The 12,547-nt window shown below is 44.6% G+C and carries 12 protein-coding genes; 4 read left to right on the top strand and 8 right to left on the bottom strand.

Annotated elements, in window-relative coordinates:
* Positions 1-42 precede the first annotated feature (42 nt).
* Positions 43-432: a DUF2750 domain-containing protein gene (locus tag MTR11_RS06425; protein ID WP_012841946.1), complete on the bottom strand. Its 390-nt coding sequence runs from the start codon at positions 430-432 to the stop codon at positions 43-45.
* 75 nt (positions 433-507) lie between these two features.
* Positions 508-1,413, bottom strand: coding sequence for a manganese-dependent inorganic pyrophosphatase (locus MTR11_RS06420; RefSeq protein ID WP_005393312.1), 906 nt, complete (start codon positions 1,411-1,413; stop codon positions 508-510).
* A gap of 186 nt (positions 1,414-1,599) precedes the next feature.
* Here MTR11_RS06420 and MTR11_RS06415 point away from each other — a divergent pair, with 186 nt between their 5' ends.
* Entirely contained in the window at positions 1,600-2,814 is a 1,215-nt protein-coding gene (locus MTR11_RS06415) for a putative manganese transporter (protein ID WP_243327156.1), read from the top strand.
* 77 nt (positions 2,815-2,891) lie between these two features.
* Here MTR11_RS06415 and MTR11_RS06410 read toward each other — a convergent pair whose 3' ends face one another.
* The 4 genes from MTR11_RS06410 to torE form a co-directional block, all read right to left on the bottom strand.
* A complete protein-coding gene (locus MTR11_RS06410) occupies positions 2,892-4,631 on the bottom strand; it encodes a glycoside hydrolase family 36 protein (RefSeq protein WP_243327155.1) in 1,740 nt (579 codons plus the stop codon).
* Positions 4,632-4,830: 199 nt separating this feature from the next.
* Entirely contained in the window at positions 4,831-7,293 is a 2,463-nt protein-coding gene (gene torA, locus MTR11_RS06405; protein WP_006742851.1) for a trimethylamine-N-oxide reductase TorA, read from the bottom strand.
* 25 nt (positions 7,294-7,318) lie between these two features.
* Positions 7,319-8,503 (bottom strand): pentaheme c-type cytochrome TorC, encoded by a 1,185-nt coding sequence (torC, locus tag MTR11_RS06400; protein ID WP_031780338.1) that lies wholly within the window; start codon positions 8,501-8,503, stop codon positions 7,319-7,321.
* Between the two features lie 50 nt (positions 8,504-8,553).
* Entirely contained in the window at positions 8,554-8,733 is a 180-nt protein-coding gene (torE, locus tag MTR11_RS06395; protein WP_005378141.1) for a trimethylamine N-oxide reductase system protein TorE, read from the bottom strand.
* 461 nt (positions 8,734-9,194) lie between these two features.
* On the opposite strand from torE, the gene MTR11_RS06390 reads away from it, so the two are divergent.
* Together MTR11_RS06390 and MTR11_RS24070 are read left to right on the top strand one after the other, a co-directional pair.
* Positions 9,195-10,007 carry an ABC transporter permease gene (locus tag MTR11_RS06390; protein ID WP_182018965.1) on the top strand — a complete coding sequence of 271 codons (813 nt, stop codon included), beginning with the start codon at positions 9,195-9,197 and terminating at the stop codon, positions 10,005-10,007.
* 366 nt (positions 10,008-10,373) lie between these two features.
* A complete protein-coding gene (locus MTR11_RS24070; RefSeq protein ID WP_264762593.1) occupies positions 10,374-10,499 on the top strand; it encodes a hypothetical protein in 126 nt (41 codons plus the stop codon).
* 83 nt (positions 10,500-10,582) lie between these two features.
* On the opposite strand, the gene focA is transcribed toward MTR11_RS24070, so the two are convergent.
* Positions 10,583-11,443 carry a formate transporter FocA gene (gene focA, locus MTR11_RS06385; protein ID WP_005393324.1) on the bottom strand — a complete coding sequence of 287 codons (861 nt, stop codon included), beginning with the start codon at positions 11,441-11,443 and terminating at the stop codon, positions 10,583-10,585.
* Between the two features lie 299 nt (positions 11,444-11,742).
* Between focA and MTR11_RS06380 the strand changes: the two genes are divergently transcribed.
* Positions 11,743-11,976: a TIGR02647 family protein gene (locus tag MTR11_RS06380; RefSeq protein WP_005378148.1), complete on the top strand. Its 234-nt coding sequence runs from the start codon at positions 11,743-11,745 to the stop codon at positions 11,974-11,976.
* A 36-nt stretch (positions 11,977-12,012) separates the two neighbouring features.
* On the opposite strand, the gene MTR11_RS06375 is transcribed toward MTR11_RS06380, so the two are convergent.
* Entirely contained in the window at positions 12,013-12,471 is a 459-nt protein-coding gene (locus MTR11_RS06375) for a PACE efflux transporter (RefSeq protein WP_005390910.1), read from the bottom strand.
* Positions 12,472-12,547 lie beyond the last annotated feature (76 nt).

The raw sequence follows: 12,547 nt of genomic DNA, 5'->3' as shown, positions 1-12,547 counted from the left end.
GTTAAAGCAGGCTTCTTTATTAAATGGACACGAATCGAAAAATTAGCGGCGGCTCGCTTGTTTGCGCAGTTCGAAATCAAACTCATCAGGAAACAAAACCACCCCTTCTTCATTTTGATTTGGGAATACAACAACAGATAATTCGTCATCTTCTAGACCAGATGTCCAACGACTGTGCCACTTGTTTAGAGAGATCGCTTCTGGCTCGCAATCTTCCCAATCACCATTCGCCCATTGCAAAGCAAACTCTTCGTTTGGCCATACTGGTACACAATCATCATCTTCTGTATTTAACATGACACAGCCATGTTCATCTTTCAGAATCCAAACTTTACGATTCGCCACAATCTCTTTTACGCAGTACTTTAAGCGTTGCTCTTCGTTGTAGCGATTGATGGTATCCATCTGCTCTTGGGTGAGTTGCTCAGACATATTCGTCTCCTGTTTCCCATAGAAAAATGCCCGCAGCTAAGCGGGCATTTACAGTATATGCTGGTAATAATGAAATTACGCTAGCTCAGTTTGAAGCCAAGGCCAACCTTGCTTCTTACGGCTTAGCGTGTTTTCCATCATTAACATGCCGTCTTTTTCGTGCTTAACAAGCTTCTCAGCCCACTCACCTTTGTATAGAAGACGAGTTTGAGCAGTCGTGATGTCTGTTAGCATTACAGCAGCAAATGCAAGATTATCTTTTTCGCAACGCGCTTCTAGATCCGCTTCTAGTGCTTCGATCATACCGTCAACTTGCTCTAGTGTTGCAAGCTCAACCTGACCTACTACTACGTCACGACCGTTGAATGGGTAACCTTTAAGGTCTTTCTCAACAAGCTCAGCCGCAGATAGACCTTCGATGTTTGTCTTAGCAATTAGAAGATCTTTAGTGAATGCGTCAACATCTTGTACGTCTGCGATTACCGCTAGCTCAGCAACGGCATCTTTGTCTTTTTGTGTACAAGTTGGAGAAGCGAAGCCTACTGTGTCAGATAGAATTGCTGACATCATTAGCTTAGCGATTTGTGGAGTAATCGCGTGACCTTCAATCTTGAACATGTTGAATAGAACAGTGTTGGTACAACCAACAGGCCAGATCCATGCTTCCATTGGGTTTACTGTCATCACGTCACCTAGGCGGTGGTGGTCAACAATACCCGCAATTTCAGCTTCTGCGATATCGTCTGGTGCTTGTGCTAGATCTGAGTAATCTACTAGCCAAACGGTCTCACCCGCAACTGATGTGCGAAGCTCAGGAACTTCAGCGCCAGCAACTTCTAGGATGTGCTGAGTTTCACGGTTGATTTCGCCTTGGCGAATTGGCATAGCTTCAACGCCACGCGCTTTTAGAAGTTCAGTTGCAACGAGTGCACTACAAATACTGTCACTGTCTGGGTTCTTATGACCTACAACTAGAATCATGTTTCTTCCTATTCAAGTCAATTTTATACGCCGCCTAATACAGTTAATTAGGGCGTGTTTGCTCACAAAGGCCGATACTTTACCTGATTTCAGAGAGTTTGACACGAAGAAAAGTTCACAATGCTATTGCGAATAAATCTCATTTACATATAATGATAATTATTCCTATTTGCATTTGAGTAAACGATGAACGCGACCCAATTATTACACTCTGCACAACAGTTGTTTCAGCCTACTCAGTTTCGTTTAGCTTATAAGCGATTGCTGATCCCTATCGTCATGCTCATTTTGCTAGGCAATGAAAATACACGTGACGTAGCCGTACAGACGCTATCCGACTCATTCTGGGCGGTGTCATGCTATGTTGCTGCCACATTGGCTATTTATCATTATCTTTCAAACTTTATGTCGAAAACCAATCGAATTACCGAGCTCTACCATCGCTCGCGTAATCATCAGGTTTTCTTTGCTTCTTTATTGGGCGCATTGCCTGGCTGTGGTGGCGCTATTGTTGTGACAACGCAATTTATTAGTGGCCGAGTGGGATTTGGTGCGATTGTCGCGGTACTTACTTCAACAATGGGTGACGCTGCCTTTTTACTTCTTGCCGCCAAACCAAGTGTTGGATTAGGCGTGGTTGGATTAGGCATAATCGTGGGTACTCTTTCAGGGCTGGTCGTTAATGCTTTTCATGCTGATAACTTTCTGCGCCCAGAGCCAAAAGAAGCACTTCAGACACATGCTTGTTGCCAACACCAGACAGACCGACACACGCCTCTTGAACAACGTGCAATCAATCTACAAGGCGCATTTTGGAAATGGCTTATTGTGCCTGCTAGTGTCGTTGCTGTGTTAATGTCTTTCCAAATCGATATTAATCAGCTGTTGTCTTTGCAGGCTAATACCATTGAATGGCTGGGCGCTATCTTCGCGGTGCTCACAATGTCGTTGTGGGCGATGACAAAAGAGCTCGGCGATTATCAGTCAACGGTCTCTGAAGATGAAAAAATCGTGGACTCACACCCGATTCAAAAAGCAGCCCAAGATACGAATTTCGTCAGTGCTTGGGTGATCGTGGCGTTTCTGGCGTTTGAACTGACGACCTATTTTTCTGGAATCAATCTCGTAGAAACCTTTTCTCATTGGGGGATATGGATGCCATTAGCTGGCTTAGCCATTGGTATGCTACCTGGTTGTGGTCCGCAAATTTTAGTCACCAGCCTTTACATCTCTGGTGCAGCCCCACTTTCGGCGCAGCTGGCAAATGCGATTTCCAATGATGGTGACGCCCTATTCCCCGCCATTGCTATGGCACCGAAAGCCGCTTTGGTCGCGACTATTTATTCATCCATTCCTGCTTTTATCGTTGGATACGGGTATTACTTTTTATTCGAGTTCTAACGCTCAGGACGTCAAAACGAAAAAGGAGCCACAGTAGGCTCCTTTCTTGTTTTTATAATCGAACGATTTGGTTCACGTTATGCCGTGACGATCGCTTTCGCATTTAACCCTTTATCAACGCTAACCATTAATAATTGACAAGGTTCTTGGTTTAGCTTTTCTCCTGTCCAGTAATCATACCAATCCATCGGTTGATCAGACGTCAGCGTAAATTCCATCGCCCCGTAGCTGGCATAGTTAAACAAGCAGTGAAGGTCATTCTTCGTCGTTAGTTTTAAAAACGCATGATTTAAACTCAAAGCCGTGAACTTTGCTGACTCTTGGTTACGTTGTTGACGTAGCATGAGCTTAGCCAATGTCTTCTTTGCAAATGGCGTAATCTCAGGGAGCGGATCGCCAGACAGCAGCAAACCACCACACGCCAATAACACCGTGCGATGAAATTCATACTCTTCTCTGGATGCGGCTTGATTAGCTAATGACGTGAATGTCGCGCAATCCGGATCAATTTGCCACAGTTTTCGATGCTGCCAACTACGATAAAAGGTTTCTTTGGCTATCTGCTCGAAACGACGACTATGGCGTTCTACGTCATCAGAAACACGCATTGCATCCACAAGCCCTAGAGATGGCCACATTGGCGCGTTGCAACCTAAAAGCCACGCATCACCAGCGCCTTTAGCAATCGCTTCCATTCCTAAGCGATACGCCTCAACGCCGGTAATACCAGACTGTTTACGCACACCTTTCAAGGTGCCCCAATAGTTCGCGTCTAGCTTGAACAATTCAACGCCCCACTCTTGTCTCATGACAGAGACCACATTCGTCAGATGGTCTTGCACTTCTGGATTTGAGGTATCGAGTATGTACCAAGGCGTGCAGCGCCAACCACCGTATGTGACATCTTCTGCTTTAAGTAAGCTTCCATCTTTGTGACGAACAAACCACTCTGGGTGTTGTTTGAAGATCTCCGACTCAGGTTGAGCAATAAAGGGCGCCATCCAAATCGCCGGCTTTTTGCCTTTTGCACGGATACTATGAATGAGCTCTTTCACACCACCAGAAAACTTATCCGATGGGATTAACCAATCGCCCATAAAGGCTTGATAGCCATCATCCAGAAGTACCCACTCTAGGTCTTCAAGCTTATCTTGCATGCAATCAACGTTCTGCATGATGTTTTGCTCTGTCACGTCTGCGTAGTAGGCATACCACGAACACCAACCGACAGGCGCATCTTGTGTCACACCTTGGCGAACAGGATGATGCTCTGCAATCATCTCTCCATAGATTTGATAAAGCTCAGACAGAGATTGGCCGCAGAGTACCGCCACGGATTCAAGTTGATTACTTTCCCAATCCGCCACTTGAGTAAACTCACCATCAATCGCGGCAGATAAAACCCAGTGTCCATCACGCAGTACAACATCAAAATAGCCAGCAAAGCGATGACATGATGTGAAGCCAAATAATGTGTAGCCAGCCGAGCCTTCCACCACTAAATAGTTGTAGTAACGCTTAGGGGCATCTTTGGGATAGATTCGATAAGAAGGGTTGTTGTCTGGACAGCGACCAATCTCAACGGGATGGCTAACCGTTCCCGCTGTTTGCGCCAGCATTTGGAAGCCATCGCCAATCACGTTGGCCTCGTGCTCGTACAAATACGGCATCTCGAACAACACTTCACGGTCGGTAAACGTTTTATTGTGAAGCCCAGCAAAAGAAAAATGTAATTGATTACCCTCAACTTCAACTTGGAAGTCGTTGTTATTCACAGTGATCTCAATGTGATTTGCCAATTGAATGCTCTGAGCCATAAAGAGTCTACTCACTTAATTATTATTGTTTAGCTTGGTTCATTATCCCCTGCTTGTCCCACCCAATTCGTTATCGACGTCACGAATCCTACTGTCGTTTAGCGTCACAAATTTATTATTGAGATAACGCTCACTGAAATTTTGGTTAAAAAAATACCAGCCCGAAGGCTGGTATTTCGATTGATGTGAATTGCATTAATTAAGCAACTTCGATTGGACCACCGAATGAAGTCACTGGCGGTACTTTGCCGGTGAACTTCTCGAAGTCTACGATACATGTGTTCGCAGAAGTCGCCTGCGCAAGTTCAGAAGAGCCAATGTCTTGCGTTAGCGTGTTAGGGTCACCGTAAGTACAGATTGCGCCCTCTTTCTCGTTTAGAGGACCGTACCATGCACCTTCTTCGATACGAATAACGCCACGTGGGTAGCTGTCAGTAAGAACAGCACCAGCTAATAGCTGACCACGACCGTTGAATACGCGCACTAAGTCACCGTCTTTGATGCCTTTCGCTTTCGCATCCGCTGGGTTGATGTAAACAGGCTCACGACCTTGCACCGCGTATGTCGCGCGGAACTCTTCAGACTCACACATTTGAGAGTGCAGACGCTTGTCTGGGTGACAAGACTGCAACCAGAATGGGTATTTGTCTGAACCAGGGCCACCGTGTGAACGCTCTGATTTTTCGAACCACATTGGGTGCTCTTGACAATGTTCGTAACCGTAACGGCCGATCTTACGCGATGTAATCTCGATGAAGCCAGACGGTGTACCTAGAGGGTTAAGCTCAGGGTCTTTACGGAAGTCCGCGTGACGAACCCAAGGTTTACCTTCACCAAAGTCTAGTACGCTCTTCTCCCAGAACTCGTTGAATTCTGGCATTTCGAACTTACCTTCGTTCGCTTTCTTACAATCGTTGTATAGGCTTTCGATCCACTCCATCTCGCTCATACCACGAGTGTATTCTTCGCGGCGACCAAAACGCTGAGTTAGTTCACTCATGATTTGGAAGTCGGGCTTAGATTGGAACAATGGATCAACGAGACGATGCATCGCGATCAGACCTTTGTTCGAGTATGAACCGTACACGTCGATGTCGTTACGTTCCCATTGCGTACACGCAGGTAGAACGATGTCAGAGAAACGACATGTTGCAGTCCAAGCAAACTCGATCGTTACAACCGTTTGAAGTTTGCGGAACGCTTTCTTCATGCGGTTACGATCTTGATGGTGGTGCCATGGGTTACAACCCGAGATAACCATCATCTTGAAGTCTGGCAGTTTCACTTTACCGCCGTTGTAGTTGATCTCTTTGCCTGGCTCAAGCAGACAGTCGATCCAACGTGCAACTGGGATAGTACGGCTGTAACCGTTAAAGTCGTTGTTGTCCCACTTCGGCTTCATACCTTGGTCAAGGTTACGAGGGAAACCACCAGGGCCCGCGAAACCAGTTGAAGGTACACCGATACTTGAGTAGTGGTGACCGTAAGAGATGCCACCGCCAGGTAGACCGATTTGACCAACCATTGCCGCAACCACAGCCGCCGCCCAGTATGGTTGCTCACCGTGCTCTTGACGCTGAATACACCAACCCATCAGGATCTGTGTACGGCCACTTACTAGCATACGCGCGAATTCGCGAATCTTGTCCGCTTTCACGCCACAGATAGTCGCAGCCCACTCTGGTGTTTTCTCTACTTTATCTTTTGTCTTACCTTGAACGTATTGAATGAACTCTTCAAAGCCTAGACAGTAAGTATCAATGAACTTCTTATCGTACAAATCTTCGTTGTACAGCACGTGCGCCACAGCAAGCATGAATGCTACGTCTGTCAGCGGGTTGATGTACAAGTGATCGTTCTCTAAGTAGCGCTGAGTCTTGTTCTTCACGGGGTCTACAGATAGAACGTTGATCTCACCTTTCGCTACTTTTTCTTTTAGTTGTGCTAGGTACTTGAACGACTCATGCGTTTCACAGTTCCAACCTACTTGAAGGTTTTTCACTGGGTCGTTAGCCCAAAGAACGATGTTGTCAGAGTTCTCTAGGATTTCAGACCAAGACGTACCTTGTGCGTAAACTTCGGTTGAACCAAGTACGTAAGGCATGATGGTTTGACCTGCACCCGTCGAGTAGTCACCTACTTTCGTGATGAAGTTGCCGTGCATACCCACTGCACGTTGCATGTGCGCGGTACAGTTGTTGAATGAACCTGTTTGGTTCCAACCCGTTTGACCTGCGTGTAGCGCCCATGGACCGTAGTCTTTTTGAATACGTTCTAGTTCACGGTAGAACAAATCTAGCGCTTCATCCCAAGTCACGCGGATGAAACGGTTGTTACCGCGAGTATCGGCGCTGTATTTGTGTTTCTTCAACCAATCTAGACGAACCATTGGGTAACGCACACGTGAAGGGCTGTAAATAATGCCCTTGATGCCGTTTAGCATTTCAGTTGGGTTTTTGTCTAGCTCTAGCGGTTTGATCTCTTGAACTTTACCCGCGTAGATGTGGGCGCGGAACGCGCCCCAGTGAGAACCTGTTACTTTCCAAGTACCTGTCGTCTCAACAGCATTGGCAGAGGCTGACGCCAATAAGCTAGGACCAATAACTGACGCTGCACTTGTGGTTGCTACACCTTTAAGAAAACTTCTTCGTGTAATAGCCATTTAAATTACTCCAATCCGACGCTTATTAGTGGTGACCTTCAGCATAATCTGAAGAGTGTTTCTGTAGATACTTCAAGATCAGGGCTTCACTGTCTGTATCTAGGTTAACGAACGCCAACATACCGTCGAACATACCTGGCCAGGTGTTCGCGTCGAAGTGCGCTTCCGCAGGTTGCGTGTGACATACTGAACAGTTGGTTTTGTACGCTTCACGAGATTTTTCCCAAACAGGATTGATGTCGTTCAGCATAGACTCTTTCTTAAGCCATACTTTCGCTGCCACTTTTTCCCATGGAAGACCCGTTAGCTCATCCACTTTTTTCTCACCAGTCGTCACAATGTTGCTATCTGTCGCTGCTTCTTTCATCAGAGACGCAGTCGCAATGTTCTTACCGAAGTCTTCTTGAATTACGCGACCAAAACCTTTCGCTTTACGCCAGCCATCGATTTCGATTTCAACAAACTCGCCTTTGTCTTCAAGAACTTTAACGGTCGATGCTGGGTTAAGAAGACCGGCTTCTTTAGTGCCTTGTGCATCAAAGTAAATAGGTAGGTGACGAACACTCACTAGTTGCTGACCTACTGAGTAATCTGTATTTGAAGTCATACCTTCTAGGTCACCCACGATACCGCCGATGCTGTCCATACCTGCTGGCAGGTTATGCGCGATACCTTTATGACAGTCAACACAGCTTTGATCTTTCTCTGCTGCTTGCTTCATTTGGATACGAGCGGTTGGGGACATTTGCTCGAAATCCATCGATTCGTAGTTGTGGCAGTTCTTACACTCTAAAGATTTGTTTGCCGAGAAACGATCCCATTCGTGTTTCGCAAGTTCGATACGACGCTCTTCGAAAACACCAGGTTCATCGTAGTTGCCAAATACCTGTGCAAATACCTCTTTAGATGCCTGCATTTTACGAGCAATTTTGTCTGTCCAGTTATGAGGAACGTGACAGTCAGGGCAAGTAGCACGAACGCCTGAATGGTTTTTCCAGTGAACCGTTTCTTGCAGCTCAACGTACACGTTGTCACGCATTGTGTGACAACTAATACAGAATTCTTCTGTGTTGGTTGCTTCTAGAGCGGTGTTAAAGCCACCCCAAAAGATAACACCAGCAATGAAGCCGCCCATAGTCAGCACACCTAGGCTGATATGTACAGCTGGGCGCGTCATGGTACGCCACAGTTTAATGATTAATGATTTCATTATTTGCTCTCTTAAAATCTTTTCAAAAGTGTGGTTATGAGCTCACAGGCTTACATGCCGTGCGCGCCTGGAGGTCCAAAGAAGAACACTTGCAACATCCAAACGATGAACCCGTAACCGCCGACAAAAGCCACACTCAGAATTGGGAAGAGAACAACTGCAATGAAGAGGAACGACTTCCACTCCAGGGAGCGTTTTTCACCACTCTCAATTTTATTAACATCACTCATACATTTGCCTATTTTGTATCTAGTGTTATTGAAAAGCCCGCGTAACCAAGCTTAAGTTTTTACAATCTCTAATGGAAAATGTTAGACCATACTAATAGTAAGGTTCAATCAAATAAGAGCTCTCAGGCCTTGTAATTCAACACTTTTTTGAGCTCATCCAGAGATGTGATTGATTGATGTTATTTATTAAAAAACATGAACAGATGTGACAAAATAAGTCTTTTAAATAATTGTTAAAACAACAACATTTACCAAACATAAGTTACATTTGGATAGTAATTAACGGGTCATAAATTGGCTTAAAAACCCGTCAAAAGATAATCAATTGTGAATAAAATGATGCGAAATAATGACAAGAATAGCGCTAAAGGTTTACGTTGAGAACATCAAAAAATGCACATTGATGTTCATATAAAGGAGGAGCTTAGTTACAATTATTCGCGGATTTTCGAGGAGCGATTATGGATAGCGTGGTGGATATAAGTTGGACCAAACTGGCATTGTTTGGTCTGATTTTGTTGGTTCCCTTCTTTATTAATGCCCGCTACAAATTAGGGATTGCGAAAGACACAATAATTAGTGTTATTCGTATGACACTTCAGCTCATATTGATTGGCGTGTATTTAGAATATCTTTTTCAATTAAACAGCTTACTTGTCAATATACTTTGGCTTGCCATCATGTTACTGATTGGTGCAAGCTCAATTGCAGGAAAAGCTCGCCTGCCTAAAAAGCCACTCATGCTTCCTCTTCTTACAGGCTTGACCTGTGGCCTAATTCCACTTCTTATAGCGATTACCGCAGGCCTAGTGCAGCCATCCCCTATTTACAACGCCCAGTACATGATCCCACTTGCGGGCATGCTATTGGGTAACAGCTTAAGTAGTAACATCATCGCACTGCAGAATTTATTTACGGCTTTTGAACAGAGACAATCAGAATACGAGGCTGCTATCTCACTTGGTGCCTCTCCTCGTTATGCATCATTCCCCTTCATTCAAGAGGCCCTTAGAAAGTCACTTGCTCCAACTTTAGCCTCTATGGCCACTACAGGGCTGGTTACCTTGCCAGGCATGATGACTGGTCAAATTCTAGGTGGCGCAAGCCCGATGGTTGCGATTAAATATCAGTTGGTGATTATGCTGGCTATTTTCGTCATGTTGAGTACCTCCGTCGCTATTACGCTGGAGATGACACTGAGCTGGGTACAAACGAAAGAAGGCCGGATCAAAATAAAAATCCAACAATCAGAACCTACCAAAACTCATAGATAGTTTAAGCGTGTGAACAAAGCCAGTGAAAGGGCTTGTATTATCAAGTCAAACGCACTTTTACCTGAATAACTCATCCATTCTTTAAACATTCATCAAGACGCTTTCTGGAGAAAAGTCAGACAGAATTCTCTCGAGTATAAGCCTCTAATTTTATGAAATTTTCTTTGCAAGTTTAGATACGCACGGCCTTTGAGACAGGTTATCCACAGAAAATGTGGATAAACACCCTAAACACATACGCAACCAGAAACATAGCAGCATAAGTGATCAATCTAATCGTCATGCTTTGATCACTTGCCTGACATATTCTAATTTTAGAGTAAAGATAGTGACCACAAACTTGGAGAGACGTACATGGATGTCTTAATGAGCAAAGAAAATTACGATGAACTCCTATCCGATGCACCTCTGGACTGGCTCGTTCAAGAACCAAAGGAAGTGACTTCTCATTGGCTCCCAACCGATTTTGGCATCAATGAAGAGCTGATTTAACTCACTCGATTTGTGTGAAACTTATCGACATGAATAAAAGAAAGGCGAACCATTTGGCTCGCCTTTCTTTTATTCTTTTAGATTTATCGTAAATGCTTGTCTTCATCACGTAGATAAATCATCCAATACCACATACCAACGAATACACCGCCACCAATGATGTTCCCTATCGTTACAGGGATAAGGTTATTTACGATGAACCCCATCATGTTTAAGTCCGCATAGTTTGCAATATCCGCCCCTGTCATTTGCCAAAATGCTTCCGGTGCAAAATATTTGATTCCAATCGCCATGGGTACTTGGAACATGTTCGCAATACAGTGCTCGAAACCTGCCGACACGAACATAGCTACTGGCAGAATCATGACCGCTATTTTGTCAGTTAATGTACGTCCACTAAACGTCATCCAAACAGCAATACACACCAGCACGTTACACATGATGCCAAGCGCAACAGCAGCAAAGAAACCATGGTGCAATTTGTGTTGAGAGATCGCCATCGCGTTGAGGCCAACTTGGCCGTGATCAAACATATACTGCTTGGTGACCAACATGCATGCTACCAACAAAAGAGCACCAACCATGTTGCCGAAATAAACCACAAACCAGTTTTTGATTAGCGCTTGCCACGAGATCTTTCCACTGGCTCGCGCTACCAATGTTAATACTGAGCTAGTGAAAAGCTCACCACCTGTAACGACAACAAGAATCAAACCAAGGCTGAAGGCTAGGCCACCGATTAGCCTGGTAATACCCCATGGAAGGTCGCCTGCACCTGTTGTCACCGTGGTGTAAAAGATGAACGCAATACCAATATGAAGTCCGGCAGAAATTGCCAATAAAAAAGATTTGATCGGTGCTTTAGTTGCTTTACCTACCCCCACTTCAGCCGCGCGTTCCGCAGCCTGAGGCGGTAATAGTGAGTCAAACTGATTGAAGTTCATTGTGGTGTAACATTTAGAAACAATTAAAGAGGCGCGGATAATCGCTCCATTTCCCTACTTTTTCAAGCGCTATTTGACATGTTTACTAAAAATGTTGTTATCGAGAGATCAACCGATAAAGGTTAACTATCATTCGCAATCGTAACTATCATTGATACTTAACAAGTATTCTGCCTTTCGAACAAAGATCCTGCGTTATATCAGCCTGATAGCGCCATACTTAACACTTCTTATCGTTTAATGTTGCTCAACTCTTCTTTTCAGACTAGCTTGGTAAAAAAAGCGTAAAGGAATCATTTATGAAATATTCAGCTGAACATATCGCCGAATTGAACCTACTTCTTCAGTTCGACTTAAGTAGTGCTGCAACTGGTATTAAAGTTCATACAGACGCGTCAGAAGAAATGCAGGCAGCCGTTGCTCGTCTATACGAGAAGCAACTTTGTACACAGCCTGATGGTGGTTATTTAACAGATGAAGGTATTGAAGTCGCAGAGCATGCGGATAAGATTTTAAGAGTCCTTTCTGTGTAATTTGAACAAAAACGCCACCGAATTCGGTGGCGTTTTTTATTGGTCCCTGCATTTTGTTCCTGCCGAAACCTGCGGTGCTAATCGTTTTTTCATTTTGCTAAATGGCTGAACCTTGTCGTACAACCAATTAAAGCCTGTGGCATAAAATAGGAAGAACACTAGGAAGCCAGCTTCCAACACCAGAGCTTGGAGAAGCGTAATTTCTAAGAACCAAGCAATGACGGGTATAGAGATAAAGATCAACCCTCCCTCGAATCCAATTGTATGCCCAAAACGCATCGCTAAACTTCGCTCAGTTCGATTGCTGCCAAACCACTTATCAAAGTACAAGTTGTAGATGTAATTCCACACGACGGTATACATGCTCAACCCAATCCCAACTAACGCGAGATCACTCGATCCCTTTCCGGTGATCAATGAAGCCGCTGGCACAATGATCGCGAGTGCGATTAACTCAAAAAGTACTGCATGAAAAATTCGTTCGTTACGAGTCATATTTCTCTGTCCAAATAGTTCTACTCAATGCTTAGAATTTTATCTATTATTCAGATAACAAAAAGTTAGATACCAT

The sequence above is a fragment of the Vibrio sp. CCB-PB317 genome (assembly GCF_022808245.1).
In the GTDB taxonomy this organism is placed as follows: Bacteria; Pseudomonadota; Gammaproteobacteria; order Enterobacterales; family Vibrionaceae; genus Vibrio; species Vibrio diabolicus.
Note: the sequence above shows the minus strand (reverse complement) of the source record. Positions and strands in the feature narration are given on the sequence as shown.